The sequence below is a fragment of the Pseudoalteromonas sp. S1608 genome (genome assembly GCF_005887265.1).
GTDB classification, from domain to species: domain Bacteria; phylum Pseudomonadota; class Gammaproteobacteria; order Enterobacterales; family Alteromonadaceae; genus Pseudoalteromonas; species Pseudoalteromonas undina.
In genome coordinates this window covers 54,101-77,697 of the sequence record NZ_PNDK01000012.1, presented here as the reverse complement: position 1 = coordinate 77,697, position 23,597 = coordinate 54,101, and the positions used below count along the sequence as shown (strand labels likewise).

Annotated in this window: 16 protein-coding genes and 1 other RNA gene; 8 read left to right on the top strand and 9 right to left on the bottom strand. The window is 39.2% G+C overall.

Annotated features, from left to right (window positions below; all coding sequences use genetic code 11):
• Positions 1-27 precede the first annotated feature (27 nt).
• On the bottom strand, positions 28-924 hold the full coding sequence (locus CWB75_RS05435; protein ID WP_055012776.1) for a GGDEF domain-containing protein: 897 nt from the start codon (positions 922-924) through the stop codon (positions 28-30).
• A 126-nt stretch (positions 925-1,050) separates the two neighbouring features.
• Between CWB75_RS05435 and CWB75_RS05430 the strand changes: the two genes are divergently transcribed.
• A complete protein-coding gene (locus CWB75_RS05430) occupies positions 1,051-3,024 on the top strand; it encodes a monovalent cation:proton antiporter family protein (protein WP_138570089.1) in 1,974 nt (657 codons plus the stop codon).
• A 10-nt stretch (positions 3,025-3,034) separates the two neighbouring features.
• Here CWB75_RS05430 and CWB75_RS05425 read toward each other — a convergent pair whose 3' ends face one another.
• Positions 3,035-4,180, bottom strand: a complete 1,146-nt coding sequence (locus CWB75_RS05425) for a patatin-like phospholipase family protein (protein WP_010388160.1) — start codon at positions 4,178-4,180, stop codon at positions 3,035-3,037.
• Positions 4,181-4,352: 172 nt separating this feature from the next.
• Here CWB75_RS05425 and CWB75_RS05420 point away from each other — a divergent pair, with 172 nt between their 5' ends.
• The 3 genes from CWB75_RS05420 (at position 4,353) to CWB75_RS05410 (ending at position 8,431) form a co-directional block, all read left to right on the top strand.
• Complete coding sequence (locus tag CWB75_RS05420) at positions 4,353-5,231, top strand: DUF3014 domain-containing protein (RefSeq protein WP_138570088.1); 879 nt, start codon at positions 4,353-4,355, stop codon at positions 5,229-5,231.
• Positions 5,232-5,370: 139 nt separating this feature from the next.
• Positions 5,371-5,467: signal recognition particle sRNA small type (ffs, locus tag CWB75_RS05415), an RNA gene on the top strand.
• A gap of 207 nt (positions 5,468-5,674) precedes the next feature.
• Entirely contained in the window at positions 5,675-8,431 is a 2,757-nt protein-coding gene (locus CWB75_RS05410; RefSeq protein ID WP_138570087.1) for a hybrid sensor histidine kinase/response regulator, read from the top strand.
• A 160-nt stretch (positions 8,432-8,591) separates the two neighbouring features.
• On the opposite strand, the gene CWB75_RS05405 is transcribed toward CWB75_RS05410, so the two are convergent.
• Positions 8,592-10,016 carry a sugar porter family MFS transporter gene (locus tag CWB75_RS05405; RefSeq protein WP_010388211.1) on the bottom strand — a complete coding sequence of 475 codons (1,425 nt, stop codon included), beginning with the start codon at positions 10,014-10,016 and terminating at the stop codon, positions 8,592-8,594.
• 194 nt (positions 10,017-10,210) lie between these two features.
• Between CWB75_RS05405 and CWB75_RS05400 the strand changes: the two genes are divergently transcribed.
• Both CWB75_RS05400 and CWB75_RS05395 read left to right on the top strand, forming a co-directional pair.
• A complete protein-coding gene (locus tag CWB75_RS05400; protein ID WP_138570086.1) occupies positions 10,211-12,367 on the top strand; it encodes an exonuclease domain-containing protein in 2,157 nt (718 codons plus the stop codon).
• Between the two features lie 244 nt (positions 12,368-12,611).
• Positions 12,612-13,139: an SEL1-like repeat protein gene (locus tag CWB75_RS05395; RefSeq protein ID WP_054202429.1), complete on the top strand. Its 528-nt coding sequence runs from the start codon at positions 12,612-12,614 to the stop codon at positions 13,137-13,139.
• Between the two features lie 2 nt (positions 13,140-13,141).
• On the opposite strand, the gene CWB75_RS05390 is transcribed toward CWB75_RS05395, so the two are convergent.
• Genes CWB75_RS05390 through dinG form a run of 6 tightly spaced genes read right to left on the bottom strand, consistent with a single transcriptional unit; the run spans position 13,142 to position 17,958 of the window.
• Positions 13,142-13,294 (bottom strand): YbaM family protein, encoded by a 153-nt coding sequence (locus tag CWB75_RS05390; protein ID WP_010388219.1) that lies wholly within the window; start codon positions 13,292-13,294, stop codon positions 13,142-13,144.
• Complete coding sequence (locus CWB75_RS05385) at positions 13,287-13,559, bottom strand: late competence development ComFB family protein (RefSeq protein WP_138570085.1); 273 nt, start codon at positions 13,557-13,559, stop codon at positions 13,287-13,289. Before CWB75_RS05385 ends, CWB75_RS05390 begins: the two co-directional genes overlap by 8 nt.
• 50 nt (positions 13,560-13,609) lie before the next feature.
• Positions 13,610-14,497 (bottom strand): histone deacetylase family protein, encoded by an 888-nt coding sequence (locus CWB75_RS05380; protein WP_138570084.1) that lies wholly within the window; start codon positions 14,495-14,497, stop codon positions 13,610-13,612.
• Positions 14,497-15,105 carry a primosomal replication protein gene (locus tag CWB75_RS05375; RefSeq protein ID WP_008109383.1) on the bottom strand — a complete coding sequence of 203 codons (609 nt, stop codon included), beginning with the start codon at positions 15,103-15,105 and terminating at the stop codon, positions 14,497-14,499. Before CWB75_RS05375 ends, CWB75_RS05380 begins: the two co-directional genes overlap by 1 nt.
• Position 15,106: 1 nt before the next feature.
• The gene (locus tag CWB75_RS05370) at positions 15,107-15,883 is read right to left on the bottom strand and encodes a TSUP family transporter (RefSeq protein ID WP_138570083.1); all 777 of its coding nucleotides are present in this window, start codon (positions 15,881-15,883) and stop codon (positions 15,107-15,109) included.
• The gene (gene dinG / locus CWB75_RS05365; protein ID WP_054202434.1) at positions 15,883-17,958 is read right to left on the bottom strand and encodes an ATP-dependent DNA helicase DinG; all 2,076 of its coding nucleotides are present in this window, start codon (positions 17,956-17,958) and stop codon (positions 15,883-15,885) included. Before dinG ends, CWB75_RS05370 begins: the two co-directional genes overlap by 1 nt.
• A 60-nt stretch (positions 17,959-18,018) precedes the next feature.
• On the opposite strand from dinG, the gene CWB75_RS05360 reads away from it, so the two are divergent.
• Both CWB75_RS05360 and CWB75_RS05355 read left to right on the top strand, forming a co-directional pair.
• Complete coding sequence (locus CWB75_RS05360) at positions 18,019-20,373, top strand: DNA polymerase II (protein WP_138570082.1); 2,355 nt, start codon at positions 18,019-18,021, stop codon at positions 20,371-20,373.
• Between the two features lie 304 nt (positions 20,374-20,677).
• The gene (locus CWB75_RS05355; RefSeq protein WP_138570081.1) at positions 20,678-23,566 is read left to right on the top strand and encodes a TonB-dependent receptor plug domain-containing protein; all 2,889 of its coding nucleotides are present in this window, start codon (positions 20,678-20,680) and stop codon (positions 23,564-23,566) included.
• The last annotated feature ends 31 nt before the right edge of the window (positions 23,567-23,597 follow it).

Sequence of the window (23,597 nt, the reverse complement as noted above, 5' to 3'; positions counted from 1 at the left end):
TTTTCAAATATTATGTTCTTTTATTGTTTAATAGGCTTTTGCACAGTTTCGCCCAGATGCTTTTGCTTTATACAAGCCCTTATCCGCACGAGAAAATATCTCATTTTGGCAATCATCACTGTTAGTTAGGGTAAAACCAATACTGGTTGTTACATTGTACTTAGACATAATCGGTGAGTTTCTTACTAAACGCATGATACGTTCAGCAATCACTTTATTGGTGGTAAAAGCGGGGTCCTCAATTAGTATTGAAAACTCATCGCCACCAAAACGAAATACTGAATCTGTGCCTCTAATACTACTAGATAAAACTGTGGCAAATTCTATTAAAACGTCATCGCCAATTTTATGACCATAGTTATCATTTACTTGTTTAAAATTATCTAAATCAAGCAGCATTAAACTAAATGGATGGCCGTTACGTCTATGATTTTCAAGCTTTTGTTGTAACATGTCATTAAATTGACTACGGTTGTTTAACCCCGTCAACGAGTCTTTTGTTGCTAGCTTTAATACACGGTTGTACATTATTGCATTACGTAGTGGATAAATTAATACACTGTGAAAATGCTGCAGCTTTTTTTCAATAGCCGCACTAAGCGGATATTTTGTGTAATAAGTGAGTGTGCCTAAATGCTCACTTTCAACTTTTAGATCAAATGAGTATGCTGGGTTTTCAACATCACTATTGGGTGTTTTAACATCTATACATGATGTTTGAAAGTGTACCCCAGAAAAATTAAGCAGCTGTTTTGCAAAATTTGCAAATGTGCCTAAAATATCTTCCAACACTAGGCTAGTTTGTAGTTTGGCCGCCAGCTCATGCAGTGCTGTTGGTGTATTGCTATTGTATTGCTCTGCTGAGAACGGCAAAAATTCACCGCGACCAGAGATACGTTGTGTCAAAATATGAACGTTTTCCACTATTTCTTCCCCCTATAGTATTACTTTTTATAAATAAGCAGATTGCGTGCCATATTTTTATTCTGGCTGAAAGTTATGCGATTGCTATAGTTAAGTCACATCCCATAGATTATTTTAAGGTTTGCGTTGCAAAGTATTAATGCTCAGATTTTTGGACTTTTAGTCGCTGCGGTTTTATTTGTATGGCTATTTAAGCGCATAGGGCTTCCCCCTGTGTTGGCTTATTTGGCTGTGGGTTTATTAGCGGGTGGTCATGGTGTTGGCTGGATGACGCAAAGCCATGAGATGGACTTTATTGCAGAGCTAGGTATTGTATTTTTGCTGTTTAGTTTAGGTTTGGAGTTTTCTGTATCGCGCCTAATGGCGATGCGTAATATTGTATTTGGTTTAGGGTCGCTACAAGTATTTGTTAGTAGTATTTTGCTGATTGTGATTCTGCATTTATTAAATTTTAATTTATTAACCAGTTTTACCATTGGCATTATTATTATGCTCTCCTCTACTGCGGTGGTTGCTAAATTATTAAAAGAGAGCGGTGATTTAAATAAACGCCGAGGGCAATTGGCAATTGGCGTTTTATTATTTCAAGACATTGCTGTTGTACCATTACTGATTATTTTACCGTTATTTGCCAGCAATAACTCAAATGGTATTGGCTGGGCTCTGTTATTTGCACTAACTAAAGGTGCGTTTGTCTGCGTGTTGCTATGGGCAATTGGCAAATGGGTTTTACCTAAAGTCTTTAATGAAGTGGCATTAGCAAAAAGTGATGAGCTATTTGTTTTAACTACCTTATTAGTTGCTTTGTTTGCGGGTTTACTTACTTATTCATTTGGCTTATCAATGGCATTAGGGGCATTTTTAGCGGGTATGATGCTTGGTGAAAGCCATTACCGCCATCAGTTAGAAGCGGATATTCGCCCGTTTCGTGATATTTTAATGGGTTTATTTTTTGTTACCGTAGGTATGCAGCTAGATATCAGCTTTGTTGTTAATCATGCGGGTATTATTGTTGTTGCCTTACTAGGGATCCTAATCTTAAAAATCGCCGTAGTAACCGTGTCGTCTTTACTTATGGGAGAGCGAAAACAGGACGCATTAGCTTGCGCTATTATGTTATGGCAAATGGGTGAGTTTGGTTTTGTGTTAATAGCACTCGCAGCACAGCATGACTTACTGAGTGCGGAGCAAGTATCATTTTTAATTGCCATGGGTGTAATTTCTATGGCTCTCACCCCGTATTTAATCGATAAAACCCCCTTTATTTTAAAGCGACTGGGTATGTTAGAACGCACTAAGTTTGCCTATGAAGATGAGCCACAAAGCAGTACGCTTTATAATAATCATGTAGTTATATGTGGATTTTCTCGGGTAGGGCAAACTATTGCTCGCTTTTTATCGCCAGAGGCTATTGATTATGTGGCCATTGAAAGCGATCCCATACTAGTGCAAGAAGGAAAAGCGGCGGGTGAACCTTTATTGTTTGGTCACGTTGAGCAAAAAGATATTTTAAAGTGCGCAGGGGTAGAGCGAGCACGCTTAGTGATTATTACTTTTACGGAATTTCAACAAACTCAAATAGTGATTGATGCCATAAAACAGGTTGCTCCTAAGGTAAAAATACTCATAAGAACCCGTGACGACAGCCAATTAGAGCGTTTAAAAGATTTAGGTGTCACTGAAGTTGTGCCTGAAGCGCTCGAGGCAAGTTTAATGCTGGTCTCACATGTGTTGTCTATGTCGGGTGTACCAATGAGCCGAATAATTCGCCGTGTTAGTAGCGAAAGACGTAACCGCTATAAGCTATTACAAAGTTTTTTTGCAGGCGAAAACATCGAAAGCGATATCAATTTTCCCGAACGCTTAGAGTACTTACATGTCATTGCCTTGCCGGATAAAGCATTTGCGGTAAACAAGGCTATTAGTGAGCTTAATTTAGCTAAAAGAAAGGTGTTAATTAAGGCGCTTCGGCGTGAAGGTGAAGAGATAGAGATGCCACAAGAGCATACCATACTATACGCAAATGATATTTTAGTATTGCAAGGTAAACCGAGGCGAGTAGAGCATGTTGAGCATTACTTGCTCGATGGCATTGAGTAAGAGTAGCCTCTTAGTCTAGCTCTAAAAACTTTCTCATCTCGGGCAGTTGCTTCATGCCATCTTCGTATCCAATTTGAATTAAGTGCTGGGTATAGCGTTTTTCAAATAATAAGTAACTGGTTAAACTCGACTGAGAGCGTTTTTTAACCCCGATCATACGCAGTAACACTTTAATTGCCCAAGGCATATCATCATAGTATTGCGCTGCAATTGCATTAAAGTTTTGCGAGGGGTTAATGATAAAGCTGTCTATTTGTTTTAACTCTTGATGCTTTTGTCTATCGGGTAATAACCCCAGTGTACGATTTACTCGATCTAATCGTTCTAAATCAGATTGCATGGTGTCGGTAAATACACTGTCGAGTAAGTGGCCTGCTACTGCAGAAAGCCCAGGGAAATGCGCAGAGTAACCTGGAGGGTGAGGTTCCTTGGGTTGTTCAACACCAATAATAAATATTTTATTTGCCCCTAAGTGAATGGATGGGCTTAAAGGTGAAAGTTGATGTATAGAGCCATCACCAAAGTAGTGGTTATAAATATTTACACTAGGAAAAACCATAGGAATAGCACTTGAGGCCATTAAATGCTCAACATTAATTCGCGTAGCGCGACCTTCGCGTTTTGCTCGCTGCCAAGAATGCTGCGTATTTGACTGAAAAAAAGCAACAGAATCACCGGTCGTATAACTAGATGCTGTAATCGACAGCGCCTCTAAGTAGTCACGATGTAAGTTACGTTCAATTCGATGTAAATCAAGAATATCGTTTAATAGCTTTCTAAGTGGCCTATTATTTAATAAGCTCGCGGGTGGATGGTTTATATGCTCAGACTGAAAACTAGTTAAAATATTACGAGTAATATGACCAAACACACTCAAAAAGTCACTTTTGTATACCATAGAGGTGGAAAAGTTTTTCCATACTGTCTCTAGCTTTCTAACGGCTAAATGCATACATGAAGCGTAACACGCTAACGCCGCAGAATTAATTGCGCCAGCAGATGTACCATTTATCACTCTAAAGGGCAGCGGGGCAGTTCTGGGCATACTTTGCGCTAATGCTTTTAACACGCCCACTTGGTAAGCTGCTCGGGCACCACCACCGGTGAGTAATAAAGCCACTTTTGGTTTACTAGGATCGACTTGCTTAATTTTCATGTTACGTATTTAAACTGTTCACTGTCTTTACTTTATTTATTCACTGTAAGTCTTTAAGCTAGAAGAATCAAAGGATACATAACTTACATTAATAAATATTGGTGTAAATTATGAATTAAATCTGTTTAGAGTACTCTAAACAGTATCGCATTTTTATATTTATGGAGTTCGTATGTCAGATAAACCATCAGGATCAGACGTTCAAAAACGTCCGCCGAATAACAACCTTATCTTTGCAGGGGTTATTTTATTAATTATCATTATTGCCGCTGCGTTTGTTTTATTAAAACCAAGTGAAGCTCCAAAAACAGTTATGCAGGTTGAAGAACCAGTAAAAGAGCAACCTATTATGGAGTTAAAGCCTGAAAACGATCCTGTGGTAGGTGCGCCCTCTGTTAAGCCTGAAAAACCTGCGGAATTAGATGTTCCAGCTCAGCGTCCAGAAGTTGAGCCCGAAGCTGAAGTTGTATCTTTACCAACGTTAAACGACAGCGACCCTGTAGTCATTGCAAAATTAGATGAATATTTGGGTGATGTAGCGATGAGCTTAATATTAAATGATGATGTTATTCGCCGTGGCGTAGTATTTGTCGATAATTTAGCAAAAGGCAAAGTGGCTACCAAGCATACCCCAGTTGCAAAATTAGAAGAGGGTTTTAGCGTAAACGAAGGCGATATTTTAACAATTGATCCTAATAGCTATGAACGCTATACCCCATATGTAAAAGTGCTCACAAGTATGAGTGCAGCTCAAGCTGTGCGTTTATATGATGAGTATAAACCACTGATCAACAGCGCATATACTGAAATTGGTTATGGTGATGATGAGTTTACTCAAACACTTGAAGATGCCATTGACCTGTTACTTGATACTCCTGAGCCAAAAGGTAGCTTACCATTATTGCGTGATTCAGTGACCTATCAGTATGCGTTTTCTGAATGGGAGCAATTACCCGCTGCGCAAAAGCAACTTTTACGCATGGGCCCAGAGAATGTGAAAAAAGTAAAAGCGGCACTACGTAACATAAAAGCAGAGTTAGAGAGCAATTAATAATCGCTTTAACACCTAAATAGACTGCGATTGTATATGAAGTATGCAATCGCACTTTCTTTTTTGATTATCCCTTGAATAACAGAGCAAAAGTAGAGATAATCTCAATCGCGCCAACCAAGGCCCTCAATGGTAGTCTTATTGGTCCTCTCGCAACACTAGCAGGCGAACCTGGTCAGGCCCGGAAGGGAGCAGCCACAGTTTGTGACGTGTGTGCCGAGATGTGGCTGGTAAGACTGCCACCCAAATTCCTCATTTGGGTGTATTAAAATTCCATTTATCTATTTTCTAATATTTATTTTGTTATTCGTACGCTAATTCTAGCTTTTACGCACTTAGCTAATTTTTTGTCATTATAGACAATAGCTAATGGGTAAGTAATAATTAAAACTCGCGATTATACTATACACCGCAGGTGTTCAATAAAGCTATAAAGGGTCAATATGACATCTCAGAGGAATAAATGGGCGCTGGCAATATTACTCGGGCTTATTGGAGGTTGCGCTAACCTTCTACCTCTGTATTTTTTTGATAGCTCTGAATTTTTATTTGGTCAGACGTTTGTAATACTTAGCCTAGTGTTTGGAGGGCTTCGTTACTCTCTTCTTAGTTTAGCGATTGTAACTGGTTTTTTATTTTTTCGCTGGGGGCATAGCTGGACCAGTGTTGTTTATGCACTTGAGCTATTTTGGCTTTATGCCTTTTGTTTAAAGCGTTCTAAGCCAATACTTCCTTTAGGCGCCGTATTTTGGTTTTTAGTGGGCTTACCACTGGTGTGGGTTTTGGGTCACTTTGTTATAGGCCTGCCTTGGCTCACACTTGTTGTGGCTGCCTCAAAATACTTAATCAATGCTATGATAGCGTTGGCTTTGGTCGACTTGGTGAGTATATTTGTCCCCCATGCAAGCCGAGCTTATCAAGGGCAGCCTCTGGCCCGAATATTAAGCTATGTTGTAAGTATAATTATTGCTTTAGTGGTTTTGATCACCAGTGTCTTTTTGGTTAATCAGCATTATTCGCGCTTAGAATACGAAGTAAACACTCAACTTAAAGAAAAATCTCGTTCGATCAGTGCCCAGCTGAGTGATTATTTATTGTTTCATAAAAGTGCCATGGTAATAACCAGTGATGCAATAAGTGCTGGGGTATCAATACAACAGCAGTTAGAGCGGCTAATGGAATTATATCCTGGCTTTGTAACTAGTCTATATGCCAGCTCTGAAGGTTATGTCGAGAAAAGTATACCGAGTGAATTGCTCAGTGGTTTGAGTCAGAGTCAGCGTTATATTAATGATCGTCCTTATTTTGCTCAAGCTCAGCAGTTCCCGTTGGGCTATATCAGTGGTGTTTTTCAAGGCAGAGGATTAGGCGATCAACCCATTGTAGCGCTTTCCGCCCCGATTTATAAAAATGATGAGTTTTATGGGGTCGTTGAGGGATCACTTAAGCTAGATCAATTAGAGCGGTTTATACCAAATTTATTTGAATATAATGGGGATTTACTTGTTCTAGATGCAGATAAAAAAGTGGTATTTAGTTCGTTAAGCCAGTTTGCTGCGCTCAGTGATTTTAAGCAGCAGGAACTTAGTCTTCAAAGCCTCAGTGGCAATCAACTTTTTCGCTCAAATGATAACGAGATGTACCATACAAATCAGTATGTTGACGACAACACAGGTTGGCAGGTTATATCGTTATATAATCGTAAACATTTAACTATGGTGGTAGTGGCTGCATGGTTGCCTACTATGTTATTAGGATTATGCTCTATTGCACTAGTGGTTTTATTTATTCATAAATTTACCCATTTGTTGGTTAAACCCATCATAGAGCTCACTCATTTAATTAATAGCTTTAGTAAAACTAAAAAACACGTATTTAATACAGATTCTAGTTGGTATGAAGTGCTGCAACTACAGCAACAATTTGAAATGTTGGGCAATGCACTACAACACTCAATTAAAAGTTTGCAAGCTTCTAATGTAAAAAATGAAGATCTCAATAAACAGCTTAGTCATTTTAATCAGCAATTAGAAGAGAAAGTCGCAGAGCAAACAACTGAATTAACACAAGCAGTTAAACTCGCCAATGAAGCAAATATTGCTAAGTCACAATTTTTAGCAAACATGAGTCACGAACTTCGAACACCTATGAATGGCATATTAGGTATGGGAGAGGTTTTGCTTCGAGATCAGTCCTTAAGTACCGAACAAAAGGAGTTGTTAATCACACAACAAAAAAGTGCAAAAAACTTGCTTAATATTCTTAACGATATTTTAGATTTTTCTAAAATTGAAGCAAATGCCATGGAGTTAAATATTAAGCCTACGCAGCTAACTCCATTTATCGAAAATATACGTTCTTTATTTTCCTCGATTGTTGCTGCCAAAGAGGTAGAATTTACGGTTATTCAATCTAAGAATTTGCCACTGTGCATTAGTGTTGATGAATTACGCTTAAATCAGGTGATCATTAATTTACTCTCTAATGCGTATAAATTTACGCAGCAAGGCTTTGTGAATTTGTCGTTTGATTATCACGATAATAAGCTTCAAGTTAGCGTTGAAGATAGTGGCATTGGTATTGCGAAGGCACAGCAATCACTGTTATTTAGCGAGTTTACTCAAGCTGATGTGGGCGTTGCTCGTAAATATGGGGGAACAGGGCTCGGGTTGGCTATTTCTCAAAAGCTGATAAAAATGATGGGCGGTGAAATTCAGTTACACAGCGAAGAAGGTAAAGGTAGTACGTTTGCGTTTAGTATTAGCGCACCAGAGTCAGCAGACGCTCCCTCAACCTTACCTAAAAAAGCAGCTTTGCAACCAAATCTACTGGGTAAGCACATACTGTTGGTAGAAGATAATGCGATAAATCGGCAGGTTATTTCAAAAATGTTGGAGCCGACTAAAGCTGTGGTTGTTATGGCCGAGGATGGTATTAAGGCTCTTGATGTATTAAAAGAGCAATCGTTCGATTTGATTTTAATGGATTGCCAAATGCCTAACATGGATGGTTATGAATGCACACGTACGATTAGAGTTATGGAACTTAAAACAGGTTGGCGAGTGCCTATAGTAGCGATTACGGCTAATGCCTATGAAGAAGATAAACAGCGATGCTTAATAGCCGGTATGGATGACTTTATTGCCAAACCAATTAATAGTGATGATTTATACACTGTGATTGGTAATATACTCAGTTGATAATGGTTTAACAGGCAAAAGCTTACAACGTGCATGAGAGTATCCGCTTGCCAAATGGTTAAATGTATCTAATTAGTTTTATGAGCAGAAAAATAAGATAATAGAATGGGGATTAGCCTGAGTAAACTAATGGAAAGTCGATGTTACTCAGGCTAAATAATTACATTGACTCTAATTTCATACCGCGTGTTTCTTTGATGTATTTGACCACAAAAAATACACTAATAAATGCCGATAAGGCATAAAAGCCATAAGCACCAGCTAAACCAATACTGCCGAGCATAATCGGGAAGGTCATAGTAATAGCAAAGTTAGCTATCCATTGCGCGCTAGCTGCAACAGCAAGGGCCGCACCGCGAATACGGTTATTAAACATTTCGCCAAGTAGCACCCACACTATAGGGCCCCAACTTAAGCCAAAAAATACCACAAACAAATTAGCCATTATTAATGCAAAGGTACCCATATTTTCGCTAAGTGCTAACTTGCCTGCTTCATCAAGTCCAGCGCTACCAAAGGTGTAAGTAAGTGCACTTAAACTAATAAACATACCTAAGCTACCTACCAATAATAGTGGCTTGCGGCCTACTTTATCGACTAAGGCAATAGCAATAAAGGTAGATAAAATATTGGTGGTGCCGGCAAGTACATTAATAAACAGTGATTGTGATTCATCAAAGCCGGCGGCTTGCCATAGCTCTGAACCGTAATAAAATACCACGTTAATACCAACAAATTGTTGGAAAACAGATAAAGCTACACCCACCCAAACAATAGGGTGTACTTTTTTACTGCCATCAATAAATAAGTCGCGAATACTTGGCTTTTTATCACTTTGCAGAGACTGCTTCACGTCACTGATTTGTGTATCTGCATTATCATTTGAGATTTTGTTAAATACAGTTTTAGCGTGTTTAAGTTTACCTTGTGCAACTAGGTAACGCGGTGATTCAGGGATAAACAGTACACCAATTAAAAATAAGCCTGCAGGAACAAGTTCAGCCCAAAACATCCAGCGCCACGCGGCTAAATCTAACATTAAAATACCCTCGGCACCGCCAGCAGCGTTAGCAATTAGGTAGTTACTTAAAAAAGCTGCAAATAAACCAAGAACTATAGCGAGTTGTTGCAGTGTAGCTAAGCGACCACGTAGACTCGCAGGAGCAACTTCTGCTATATAAGCAGGCGCTAAAACCGAGGCAGCACCTATACCTAACCCACCAAACAAGCGGTAAAAAATAAACTCAGCAGAACTATCTGCAATGCCAGAGCCAAAAGCGCTGACTGCAAATATAATGGCAGTGACAATCATAATAGCGCGACGGCCAAACTTGTCAGCTAATGGGCCAGCGGCGAATGCCCCTAATGCACAGCCTAATAATACAGATGCAACATTAAAACCAGTTGCAACACTGCTTGAATTAAATGTATTACCCAATGCCGATACGGTGCCATTTATAACGCCTGAATCAAAACCAAATAAAAAGCCACCAATAGCGGCAACGGCCGATATAAAAATAACATAAAAAAGCGAGCACTTAGTCTGTGCGCTATGCTCACCTTTAGTTGCATGCTGTGTCGTCATGTTGTTCAATCCTAATTTTTATTATGTGTAATGTAGTTAAAGTGCCACTAATAATTTGCGGGCAACCTTAGCACAGAGTAATCACGCTAAAAAAGATATTTCAATAGTAATACGTATGCATAAAAAATTTTTATTGGGTTGATAAAAATAATGAGATGCTAGATACTGTTTTTATATACAGTATGGACGGTTTTATGAAAAAAGAGTTACCAGCGAAATATTATTTGGCACATTTTAGAGAGCTATTAACTTTTGTGAGCGAGAAATGCATGCATTTACTCGAGCAAAAGCATCTTTCATTTATCAGTAAAATAAACGCGCTCGACGAGCAGAGCCAGTGCATGTTGGCGCGCATTTATTCTCGTAAGCCTTATTTAGTTCAAACCCAATCGTTAAACTACGAAGAAATTAGTTCGCCATACCAAGCACTTTTTAAATTAAAAGCGGCAAAGTTAATTGTAGAACCCTCTGATAAAGATCATAAGCAACTACTAAGTCACCTAACAAAATCGGCCTTAATAGAGCTGCTAGAAAAGCAAGAAAAAACGCCATTATTTAAAAAAAGCGCTGCTAAAAGTAACTTAGTTGAAATAGCTATTTCATTCTTTGAATCTAAGCCAGAGTGTCTTGCACACTTATATAATCAGTACGTGATAAATAATAGAGAAGAGTATTTCGAGTATTTTGAATTTTTATATATTGGCAGGCTCAGTGCAGGCGATATTAATCATCAAAATCGATTTGTACTGCGAGATTTAGGCGTAACACCTGTTAGGCAAGAGCATAATGAAAGCTTATCGCGCTTTGATTCAATAAAGGAAGCGCAGTCTAACTATGCATTAAACCGTTTGCGACTAACGCTTAAAAATACAAAAGATGACAATGAAAGAGAGGAACTAGCAAAGCAGCTAATAAATGAAGTAGCAGTAGGGGTTATTGCACAAGAGTTAAAAAACAAGTTACTGGTTATACTTTATAAGCAACTAAAAACAACTAACCCAACACTTGCGTATGATTTACTTAATGCCTGCGAAGACGATGCACAAGCCCTCGAGATTCAAATAAGGGAGCAGTATCGACAGGGTAATAAGCAATGGGTAAAAGCGCAGCTTGAGAAGATTATAGAAAACCCGCTCACCGATGAGTTACTGTATTTCGCAGATGACTTTTTAATGCGTAAATTTAACAAGCAAACCCGTTCGCGGCTCAGTGAAATGTTAGCCAGTACACGTTGTATTATAGAAGTTGATGAGCTTTACCGTGGCGATGTTGAGTTAGGTGTAAGCGAGCACTACACTCGTCAAGGTAAGCAGGTTTTTTATACTGAGAATACCTTGTGGCAAAGCCTATTTGCACTGGTTTTTTGGCAAGAGCTGTTTATTGAAACTCCGACGCCTCCTTGTAATGAATTTGATATTTTCCCGCAAGCGTTAAAAACAGACTCTTTTTACTTAAATCAATCCTCACAAATAGAAGCGCGGCTAGCTACGTGTAATAGTACCCCAAAATTGCTGCGTTTAGTGTGTAACCATGCCGCGAAGTATTATGAGCAACCAAATGGCTTATTTAGATGGCACAAAGATGTATTAAAGCCATTAGAGATGCTTATTTTAAACAGCCCAATAAATGCGCTATTAAGCCATTTAAAAAACATGGCAAAAAACTACCGACAATTAAAAGATGGTTATCCCGATTTAATGATTGTTGATAATAACGCCGTTCATTTTGAAGAGGTTAAAGCGCCTGGCGATAAGCTTAAAAGAAACCAGTTAGTGAGTATCGATAATTTAAAAAGCTGTGGCTTTATCGTAAATATTGCAGCGGTAAACTGGTATGTAGATCCTAAGCGGATTTATAGTGTTGTTGATATTGAAACAACAGGGGGATTAAAGGGTGGTAATCGAATTACCGAAATTGGTGTTGTTAAAATACAGCAAGGCAACATCATTGATACATGGACTACGCTGATAAACCCAGAGCGGCCTATCCCTCGTTTTATTACTAAACTAACCGGTATTAACGACGCCATGGTAAGTGATGCGCCTATATTTAGCGACATTGCTTCGACTTTATTAGATAAGCTTTCGGGTAGTATTTTTGTCGCTCACAATGTTAATTTTGATTATGGCTTTATTAAAAAAGAGCTTGAGGGGCTGGGAATCAACTTTAAAATGCCAAAAATATGTACCGTTGTTGAGTCACGTAAAGCATTTAAGGGATTAAAATCGTATTCGCTGGGAAATTTATCTGCACACTTTAATTTAGACTTAACCAACCATCACCGTGCATTAGACGATGCTAAAGCGGCCGCGCAGTTATTATTACTTGTTCAGCAAACGGACAGTCAGTGATAGATTTACGTCAGTTAAATGTATTTTGCTTAAAGTAGTAAAGTGCCTTGTGTATAAATACAGGGTATTAAAAAATTAGGTTTATCTATTTTTAATGGCCGATTAAAACTGCGCTTATAAAAATAATCGCTGTAAGCTTTGCAATCCCATGATAATATTAAATTTATATTAACAACTTTTAGGGCGGGTGTTTTAAAAGTGGTGTATGTTTCTGGGCAAAAACAATAATAAATTAAGGATAATAATGAATCATCGACAATTGAGTGCAACTTTGCTGGTATTGATGGCTTTAATAACTGGCTGTAATTCGTCACCAATAAGTCTTTACAGCGATAATACTATGAAGAAAAAAGAATATAATGGTGTTAAGGCATACAGAAAAGGGGAGTTTGAAGAGGCTTTTAACTATTTAGAAGAGCCCGCTGCATTCGGTTATAAAAGTGCACAATACACCCTAGCGTTTATGTTTTTAAAAGGACAATATTTAGAGCAATCAACTAAGCTTGGTATGGGGTGGTTGGGTGTTGCTGCAGAAGCAGGCGTTGAAAATTGGTCACAACAATATGATACTTTTTATGCCGCTGCGACAACAGAAGAGAAGCAAGAAATAGATGCAATTGTTGCCGTTTATATTGAACAATTTGGTGTTAAAGCTCAAAACATGACCTGCCGTAGGTCAACATCACCTAGGCGCACATTCGGCGAAATTAAAATTGATTGTAATAAACACGATGGTGTTGTCACTGTTCATGAAATACAAACAATAGAGTAAAGCTAGTTACTAACTAGCTTTTTCTCAAAGTCACTTTTTACGATATCGAGCGCTTTTAATACTTCTTCTGGCTCTACATCGTGTTGCTCTAAAATCATAATTAAATCAACAGCCAGTTTCACGTGTGTAGGAGCTTCTTCTAACGGGTTACTCATGGAGCTCTTTCTTTTTAGCTATTTGATCAATCGCAAAATTAATGGCAACTTCTACGCGTTGTTCCATATCTAAACGATCTGTTTGAGTTAAATAAAACGCCATATCTACATCGTATCTAATATAACGTGGGGGTAATTGATTGAGTACGGTACAGCAAAAGTCAGCCATTACATCGTCGCTGTAACGTTCATTAAGTTTACGTTTTTCTATTTCTTCTAAAACGAGCTTTTCGTAAAAATTGTGTATGTCGTCATCTAATCGCATATTCCTGTCACTCTTTTTTATTGTCTGTAATGAGTCTATACCAAGGATTGTTATAAATCGAGAGCCGCTTTAAATAGTTGCTTATGGACACTAACTAAATTGTTGATGTTACGTTGATAACCGCCACCTAAAGCACACATCAGCGGTATGTTTCGCTGCTTGCAAAAGTTAAGAACAGCAAAGTCGCGCTCATATATACCAGCTAAGGAAACATCAAATAAGCCGAGTTCGTCTTTTGTGTAAATATCGGCGCCCGCATTATATAAAATAATATCGGGCTGGTGGAGGCGAACACATAACTCAAGAGCTTGGTCTAGTGTTGTTAAATACTCTGCATCGGTGGTGTTTGCAGGTAAGCCAAAGTCATAGTTTGAGTACTGTTTTTGCCGAGGAAAGTTTTGTTCACAGTGAATTGAGCAACTAATTATCTGCTCGTGCTGTTGGGTTATTTGCGCGGTACCGTCACCTTGGTGTACGTCACAATCAAATATTAATACAGTGTCGGCTTGCTCTGTTGAAATAAGATGCGCTGCCGCAATGGCTAAATCATTAAAAATACAAAAGCCACTGCCGTAATTGCTGTAAGCATGGTGATAGCCGCCACTTAAATTAGCCGCTAAACCACTTTCAAGTGTTGTTTCAGCGGCTTGAATACTGGCACCAACAGAGTAAAGAGTTCGCTCAACAAGTTTATAAGAGTGAGGAAATCCCATTTTCTTCACCGCTTTGTCAGTCAACGACCCGTTTAAAAAGTCAGCAATATAATCTGAGCTATGGCATAAGCTTAACTGCGCTTTAGTTGCTGGCGAAGGCGATATAAACCGCGTATAGCCTAAACGTTCAACTTCATGCTTGAGCTGTTGATACTTTTTAATTGGAAATCGATGGCGCTCAGGGAGCGTTAAAGCAGAGTAGAGAGGGTGATAAAAAAGCTGCATTAGCGTAGCTGTTGTTTTTCTACTTGTTGAATTTTGTCTTCGGTGGCAGAAATCGCTTTTCTACAACGGCCGAGTCGTGCATGAGTAGTTAAAATTTCTTGGTTAAGCTTTTGTGCTTGCGCAGGCGATGCTTTTTCCATTTGCAATTTACGCTCTTCAATCATCAGTACTAGGCGACGTTCAAATTCATGATTTTGTTTAAGTTCATCATATAATTCGTGGGATGATTGCATGATTTTTTGCACCGCTTGTTTATAAACAGGCTGTTTAGCGCGAGGCTTATAATGACTTTTATTTTCTTTCACCCAAATAGGGGTCGATTTAATAACATTAAATACCGCTTGTACCTGACTGGCAATACGCTCAAGTGCATAGGTGTATGCATGACGGTGTTCGCTCGGTGGTAAGCTAGCTATTTCATCTTCTATTTCTACTACGTAGTCGGCTAAGTTCATACTTTTGGTGCTAAACACGGCTCTGTCAAATAGGCTCGGCTGTGCCTGCATATACCGGTTTTTAGAAAAGAGCTTTGCTTTGTCAAATTGCTCTGCCTGTTGCTTAAGCGTGGCAACTTGTTGGCGTAGTTTATCTAAAGCGGCAGGTTGCATGTTAAAAGTATGCCTCGTAAATTAGTTTTAATGCTAAAAGTATAACCATAGTATTAAATACTGGACGAATAAATTTACTGCCAAAACGAATCGCTGAATGTGCGCCAAACCATGCACCAAGCATGATAAAGAAGCCCATTGTAATTCCCAGTAAAAAGTTAACATGGCCAAGCGCAACAAAGGTGATCAGCGAGATAAAGTTAGAAACAAAATTCATTGAACGCGCCAAACCACAATTAAGTAGCAAACTCATTTTATAAAGCATACCGTTTGAGGCAGTCCAAAAAGTTCCCGTTCCAGGCCCCGCCAAACCATCAAAAAAGCCTAGGCTTAACCCTTGTAGCCACTGTTTAATTTTTATTGCGCGGGTTAACTTAGGCAGGTCGTCACTTTGTGTGGTACTTAAATTACCAAACAAGCTGTAGCAAGCCACTAAAATAATAATAATGGGTAAGAGCTTATTTAAAAACTCAATGCTTAAATGATCAACAATTAGTGTGCCTAACAAAGCACCTATGGCGGTAGCCATAATAGAAGCAAACCAAAATCGTGGGTTAAATAACTGTTTTTTATAATAGGTGATACTGGCCGTTAACGAGCCAAAACTGGCGGCCAATTTATTAGTGCCAAGCGTTAAATGAGGAGGCAATCCCGCCGTTAACAGTGCCGGTACAGTAAGTAATCCACCGCCGCCAGCAATAGCATCAATAAAGCCCGCTAAAAGTGCAACGCCACATAAAATAGCCCAAGTTGTTGGGTCGAGTGCAAGTTCAAACATCAGTAATCTATTTGTCTTTTAAAAGGTGGTAAGGTGTCAAGCATGGCTTTGCCATATCGTTTGGTGATTAAGCGTCTATCTAAAATAGTTATTGTGCCAATATCACTTTCTTTGCGCAGCAGTCTACCACAGCTTTGTACCAATTTCTTTGCTGCGTCTGGCACGGTTATAGATAAAAACGGATTACCGCCTTTACTTTGCACAAACTCCGCTTGTGCTTCTTCGATAGGCGAGGTGGGCACCGCAAATGGAATTTTTGTAATAATTAGGTTTTCTAAATATTTACCAGGTAAATCAAGTCCTTCAGAAAGGCTTTGGGTGCCAAATAAAATACTGCCTTTGCCTTCATCAATATTTTTAGTGTGTAATTTGAGTAAAGCTTCTCGTGACATTTCACCTTGTACTAATAAGTTAAATCCTTTTGTTCTAAGGAATTTACTTACATGGTCCATTTGCCAGTAAGAGGCAAATAACACTAAGTTGGCTTTTTTAGTGTTTAGATACTCAGGTAGTGTTTTAGCAATATGATCGCTAAATTCTTTATCTGTTGGCTCTATGCTTGACGTCGGAATTCGCAGAGTGGCTTGTTTTGGGTAGTCAAACGGGGAGGGGACTTTAATAAACTTTACCCCTTCTTCTTTAGCAAGGCCACTTTCATAGGCAAAATGATCAAATGAGCCTAGTGCGCTCAAGGTAGCAGAACATAGCACGGCTCCAGCACATTCGCTCCACAGCTTGTCTTTTAAATAGTAACCGACCTCAATGGGGCAGTCGCTAAGCAAGTGATCATGATGGCTTTTATATTCAAGTCGTTTTATCCAACGCGCATGCGGCGTGCCTTCGCCTTTAGTAGCGTAACTAAACCATAATTTATTAAGTTGTTCTAACCGGTTTATGTATTGCCCACTTTCAGCCAGAATGGGGTCGGCAACATAAGGTTTAATATCACCGTCGCTTACATCTTGTGTGAGGGTATCATGCATTTTATTCAAACAGCGTAATGCATCAAGCGTGGCTTCGCTAATGTCTTTTGCCTTAGCGTGTAGCGATTTAGGAATTTCACCATGTTCAAAGCGATAGGTATCGTCTTTTGAATATTCAAAATCGGCGTTGTCGAGAATATCGCGGACTACTTTTAAATCTTTGTTTGCATCGTTAACGCTATCGCATAATTTAAAGTTTTGCCCAATACCTTTTTGCCCAACTAACACTTTGGCCATTTTGCCACTAAATTTAGTGAGTTTGTCGAGCCAATCTATCGTGCCTTTTATGGTAGCCGCAGCAGATGAAAAGTCGCGGGTAATATGCGCAAGGTGATGCGCTTCGTCGATTACATAAATGGTGTTGTCGGGTTCGGGTAAAATTTTTCCGCCCCCTAAATCTAAATCAGCTAACAGTAACGAATGGTTTATAACCAAAACATCCATTTGCATTAACTGCTGGCGGGCGAGTTGAAAAGGACATGTTTGGTGTGCTTTCATCTGGCGTTGGCAAGCATGCTTATCGCAAGCGATTAGTCCCCATACCCTATCAGGAATGGTATCAGCCCAGCTGTCTCTATCGCCTTGCCATTTTTTGTTTACATAGGCATCGTAAAGTTGCTTTAAGCACTTAGTTTCCATATCACTTAGTGGCGATGTAAGGGTAGGCATAAACTCCATTTGAGTTTGGCTATCGCTGTTCAGCGCATTATGAAGTTTGTGTGCACAAATATATCGTTGGCGGCCTTTTACTAAATCAAATTTAAAATCGAGCCCTGAGTGCTTTTTAAAAAACGGTAGCTCTTTAGCGATTAACTGCTCTTGCAAAGCGACCGTAGCTGTAGAAATAACCAGTTTCTTTTTTTGTGCTAATGCCAGCGGCAGAGCGCCTAGGCAGTATGCTAATGACTTGCCGGTACCGGTGCCTGCTTCAATAACACAAATACGTTGTTTTTTATGGTATTCACCGGCTAATGTTTTGGCGATTTCAGCAACTAGATAGTTTTGACTACTGCGAGGGCGGTAATCGGTTAGGTTATTTGCAACATGCTGGTGTACTTGTCTAATTGTTTTTTTAAGTGAGCTCGATAGCATGTGATGATTAACCTAAAATATGTATATAATTACAGTGTATATATTAAGTGGGATCGAACATTGACACAAGCAATCTATCAGGGCTTTATTTTATCAAGGCAACAATACGGGGCTAAAAATGCACAAGGTATTACTTTGTGTTACTGGCTAAGCTCTGATCAGGGCCCGATAAAAGTGACGATTGAAAACCAGCAAGCGGTATTCTTCATCCCATTAGCAGAGCAGCAGGCAGCGAATACCTTGTTGACTAAGGCGAGTGTTAACGTCCAGTTTAATAATGTTGAGCTTTGTCACTTTAGTGGTAGCGAGTGTGTTGCCTGTTACTTTAACGATATAAAAAGCCTATACACTGCAAGAGCTCTTTTAGAGCAAGTAATGCCAATTTACGAAGCCGATGTGCGCCACAGTGATCGCTTTTTAATGGAGCGCTTTATTAAAGGAGGTGTATGGGTAACCGGTAACGCCAAAGCTCAAAACGGCTTTATTGAAATTAGTGATGCAAAGCTAAAAGCAAACACCGAGTATACGCCAACGCTTAAGTCTGTTTCTTTGGATATAGAATGCAATGGCGACGGGGTGTTATTTAGTGTTGCACTGGTGGGAAATGGTTTAGATTGTGTATTGATGATAGGTGAGCAGCAGCTGCAGCTGCAGAGCGACTCGACATTTGAAATAGACTGGTGCTATGACGAAATTAACCTACTCACCAAGCTGCAGCAGTACATTATAAATAATGACCCCGATGTTATTGTTGGTTGGAATGTTATTGATTTTGATTTTAGTTTATTGCAAGAACGCGCTGAGGCGTTAGGGCTTACTCTAAACTTTGGCCGAGATAATCAACCTTTATATATTAATAAGGGTCATTACACCCGATTAACGCTCCCAGGGCGGTGCGTCATTGATGGCATTGATACCTTGAAGAATGCCACTTATAGATTTGACAGCTTTTCGTTAGCTAATGTTGCAGAGCGGGTGCTTAACGAATCTAAATTAATAAAAACCGACAACCGATTAACAGAAATTGTTCGTCAATTTAATGAAGACAAGCTAGCTCTTGCTGCCTACAACCGCCAAGACTGTATTTTGGTTAATCAAATTTTCGAAAAATTAAAGTTATTTGAATTTGCCATAGTTAGAACTCAAATCACTGGGCTCGAACTTGAGCGCATGGGGGGATCGGTTGCCGCATTTACTAATTTATATTTACCGTTGTTACATCGCAGTGGTTATGTTGCTCCCAACTTAGGAGATCATGAGCTCTCATTTGAGAGCCCAGGTGGCTATGTGATGGAGTCGACTCCAGGGCTGTATAAAAACGTTTTGGTATTGGATTTTAAAAGCTTATATCCTTCAATTATGCGTACGTTTTGTATTGACCCGCTAGGCTTAATCGTAGGGCTAAATGAGCCAGAGCAAGCAGTTGAAGGATTTAATCAGGCATTATTTTCAAGAACGCAGCACCACCTGCCTAAATTAATTGAGCACCTGACACAAACTCGCCAACAAGCCAAAGACACTAATCAACCCATGCTCTCGCAAGCGATTAAAATTATTATGAATAGTTTATATGGCGTACTTGGCTCTAAAGGCTGTCGGTTTTACGACCCGCGCTTATCGAGTTCTATCACTTTACGTGGCCATGAGATAATGCAAACAACCCGTAAATGGATAGAAGCGCAAGGCTTTGAGGTGATATATGGTGATACCGACTCTACGTTTGTAAAACTTAGTGAAGATAAAAGCTCTGAGCAATGCAACGAAATTGGCTGCCAACTTGTTCGACATATCAACGAAAAGTGGCAAGTAGAATTAAAGCAGCGTTATGACTTAAAAAGCTATTTGGAAATTGAATTTGAAACTCATTACAGTCCGTTTTTTATGCCAACTATACGAGGTAAAAAAACAGGTTCTAAAAAACGTTATGTTGGTCAAGTAACCAAAAATAATGAGAAAAAACTTGTATTTAAAGGTATGGAAACAGTACGTAGCGATTGGACTGAGTTTGCACAAGAGTTTCAAACACAGTTATTCGAGACATTATTTACCGACAACTTCGAAATACAGCAACTGCACGATATTATAAATAGCTACACTCAAAATCTTTATAATGGTGAGTTTGACCGTAAATTAGTATATAGAAAGCGTTTAGGGCAGCACCTTAACGATTATATTAAAAATATCCCACCTCACGTTCAAGCAGTTAAAAAACACAAAGCGAGCCATCCTGAGTTTGAAATAAAACGCGGACAAGTAATCGAATATGTTTACGCAGTATCCGGCGCTGAGCTTTATACCGGTAAAAACCCCCTTAATTACCCCTTATATATCCAAAGACAGCTCGAACCCGTAGCGCAAATGATATTAAGCGCATTAAACACAACATCTGAATCTACTCAAGCTTCGTTGTTTTAGCAAACAGTAAGATGCCTATAATTTTATAATAATTAAGTGGTTGTTTGTTGTTATTTTTAAAATAGTTTTTGTAAATTGCCTCAGATGTTAACTAAGTTACTTTTTTATCAAGGTATATATGGTTGTTAATTTCTAGGGGTCTCGTTGTTCACTTTGTTTTTATTTGGTGTTTTTTGTGTTAATTATATGTTGACCGCTGCTTGTTAAAAGGATTACCATGGGAATATGGTCATCAAATCTGCATCAGCAAGTACTGATGATTTGTTAAATATAAAAAATACAATGGTATTCTAGGGAGAATCAAATGTTAAATAATAAAGTTTCAAAAGCAGTTCGCTTAGCAATTGCTTTTGGCGCAGCATCAACAGCTGCATTTTCTGCAAGCAGTTTTGCTGCTGAAGGTGCAGAAAAAGTTGAAAGAATCGAAGTTACGGGCTCACGTATCAAAAGAACAGATATGGAAGGTGCCAACCCTGTTCAAATCATATCTCGTGACGATCTTATCGCTTCTGGTATTGGTAATGTTGGTGATATTCTTCAAGAAATTCCTTCTGTAGCTGGTGCTGGTACAAATACAGCCGTTAACAATGGCGGCTCTGGTGCTGTTCGTGTTTCATTACGCGGTTTAGGTTCTTCCAGAACACTTGTACTACTTAATGGTCGTCGTATGGTTGCATCAGGAAGCGGCGCAAACTCTTCTGTGGATCTAAGTACAATCCCAACGGCAATTATTAAACGCGTTGAAGTCCTTAAAGATGGTGCATCTGCTATCTATGGTTCTGATGCAATTGGCGGTGTTGTTAACGTTATAACACGTGACGATTTTGAAGGCTTTGAAGCAACAGCAAGTTATGATGCTTCTACTCACGGCGGTGACGGTGAAACTAAAAGCTATGATTTTACAGTAGGTTTTACAAATGATAAAGGCGGCGTTGTAGCAAGTGCCTATTATATACAGCAGGGTTCTCAGTCTTCAGGTGATCGTGATTGGTCTAAATTTTCATTAGACATGGACGCTAGTGGAGAACTTTCTAAAGGTGGTTCTTCAGCTACACCATGGGGTCGTTACAACGGTATTGACGGCTCTATTGCTGGTGAAGACTGTTCTTCATTTACACATGGTGCAGCAAATGGCCCTGGTCAATCTGATCCAAGTGATTTTGCTAACCCAACAGGTTATGACTGTTGGAATGGTGATAAAGATGCCTATAACTTTGCCCCTGTAAACTTCCACCTTACGCCTGCTGAACGCTATGGTATATTTGTGCAAAGCAATTATGAATTTAACGATCATGCTCGTTTTTTCTCTGAGCTTAGTTTAAATCGTCGCGTTTCAGACACTAAGCTTGCACCATTACCGCTTGCACCTTTAGCTTTCTTTGGTGTGACTGATGCAAACTACTCTGCAGATAACTACTATAACCAGCAGTTTGGTCCAAAAGATAGAAATGGTAACAGTGTAGAAATTTCAGACTGGCGTCGTCGTATGGTTGAAACAGGCGGTCGTGATACACAATTCCGTGTAGATACTGTTCGTGCTGTTCTTGGGTTTGAAGGTGACATCAATGACGATTGGGGCTATGAGGTGTCATACATCTTCGGTACCAGCGACTCAACAACTAAACGCGAAGGTGGTGTAAACTTCGAGAAAGTTGCTCAAGCTGTAGGTCCTTCTTTCCAAGACACAGATGGTAGCATCGTATGTGGTACAGTTGACAATCCTATCGCAGGTTGTACTTCTTTAAATGTATTTGGTATTCCAGGTACTGATTCACAAGTTAGTCAAGAGATGCTAGATTTCATTACATTTGAGGCTCATGATTTTGGTTCAAATGAACAGCAAATTATTAGTGGTAGCGTATTTGGTAGTGCATTTGAGCTTCCTGCTGGTAGCTTAGGTATGGCATTTGGTGTTGAACACAGAGAAGAAAAGGGTGGGGATTTCCCAGACGCATTAATTGCGCTTGGTATTACTTCAGGCTCGTCTCGTCAGGAAACATCAGGTAGTTACACTGTAGATGAAGCCTATGCCGAATTTAACGTTCCTTTATTATATGACGCACCGTTAGCTAAAGTATTAGAATTAGATTTAGCTATACGTTATTCTGATTACGATACGTTTGGTGATACTACAAACCACAAAGTGGGTATTAAATGGTCTCCAATGGATGGCCTAATGTTCCGAGGTACGTCTTCAACTGCATTTAGAGCACCTTCAACATCTGACTTATTCTCAGGCTCATCTGATAATAGCCCAGAAGTTTCTGACCCATGTGCAACTAATCCAACAGCGTTCTGTATCGCTGATGGTGTTCCTGCCGCTGGTTTTGAACCTATTGGTGATCAATTATCTTCTACGCGTGGTGGTAACCCAGATCTACAGCCAGAGGAAGCTGATATCTTTACTGTTGGTTTAGTATATAGCCCTGATTTCTTTGACGGTTTATCTTTCACAATTGATTATTGGGATATTGAGTTAGAAAATGCAATTAGTACTATTGGTGAGCAGTTAATACTAAACAAATGTGCTGAGTCTGGAACTTACTGTGATCAAATTACGCGTTACACATCAGGTATTTTAGCCGGTAACTCAAGTGATATTGATGACCGAAACGTAAATGTAGGTGGCGTTGAATCGTCTGGTTATGATTTCAACGTAGCTTATGCTACAGATACTTCATTTGGTGCGTTGTCAGCTAGTTTAGATGCAACTTACTACGATGATTACACAATCACTCAAGCTGATGGTTCTACACTACAGAATGCTGGCTACTATCGCCGTAATAGTGGTGATGGTAACTTCCCTGAGTGGAAGACTAATCTAAATTTAACATTGTCTCAAGATAACTGGTCTGCAACTTATGCACTTCGTTATATTGGTGAAGTTGAAGAAAACTTTACGAATATTGACCCAGAAGATCTTGCTGATGTTAATCCTTCATTCAGAACTCAAGCAGTCACTGTTAATGGCGCTCTTGATTCTTACGATGTAATTAGAACGATTGATTCTCAAGTAATTCATAATGTTCGCTTTAGTTACTTCTTAGATAACTACACAGCAACTGTTGGTGTTAACAACGTATTTGATGAAGATCCTCCGTACGCTGCAACAGGCTTTAACGATAATACTGACCCACGTACTTATAATACAACTGGTCGTCATGTGTATTTAACTCTTAACGCTAAGTTTTAAGCTTAGAGTTTGATTAAATATAACATTCAGC

Bases quoted from the DNA above. Each gene is read 5' to 3' on its own strand.
- CWB75_RS05400 (WP_138570086.1), top strand. From the start codon at position 10,211: ATGAAAAAAGAGTTACCAGCGAAATATTATTTGGCACATTTTAGAGAG.
- CWB75_RS05370 (WP_138570083.1), bottom strand. From the start codon at position 15,883: ATGTTTGAACTTGCACTCGACCCAACAACTTGGGCTATTTTATGTGGC.
- CWB75_RS05410 (WP_138570087.1), top strand. From the start codon at position 5,675: ATGACATCTCAGAGGAATAAATGGGCGCTGGCAATATTACTCGGGCTT.
- CWB75_RS05395 (WP_054202429.1), top strand. From the start codon at position 12,612: ATGAATCATCGACAATTGAGTGCAACTTTGCTGGTATTGATGGCTTTA.
- CWB75_RS05355 (WP_138570081.1), top strand. From the start codon at position 20,678: ATGTTAAATAATAAAGTTTCAAAAGCAGTTCGCTTAGCAATTGCTTTT.
- CWB75_RS05380 (WP_138570084.1), bottom strand. From the start codon at position 14,497: ATGCAGCTTTTTTATCACCCTCTCTACTCTGCTTTAACGCTCCCTGAG.
- CWB75_RS05385 (WP_138570085.1), bottom strand. From the start codon at position 13,559: ATGCGATTAGATGACGACATACACAATTTTTACGAAAAGCTCGTTTTA.
- CWB75_RS05425 (WP_010388160.1), bottom strand. From the start codon at position 4,180: ATGAAAATTAAGCAAGTCGATCCTAGTAAACCAAAAGTGGCTTTATTA.
- CWB75_RS05390 (WP_010388219.1), bottom strand. From the start codon at position 13,294: ATGAGTAACCCGTTAGAAGAAGCTCCTACACACGTGAAACTGGCTGTT.
- CWB75_RS05420 (WP_138570088.1), top strand. From the start codon at position 4,353: ATGTCAGATAAACCATCAGGATCAGACGTTCAAAAACGTCCGCCGAAT.
- CWB75_RS05375 (WP_008109383.1), bottom strand. From the start codon at position 15,105: ATGCAACCTGCCGCTTTAGATAAACTACGCCAACAAGTTGCCACGCTT.
- dinG (WP_054202434.1), bottom strand. From the start codon at position 17,958: ATGCTATCGAGCTCACTTAAAAAAACAATTAGACAAGTACACCAGCAT.
- CWB75_RS05405 (WP_010388211.1), bottom strand. From the start codon at position 10,016: ATGACGACACAGCATGCAACTAAAGGTGAGCATAGCGCACAGACTAAG.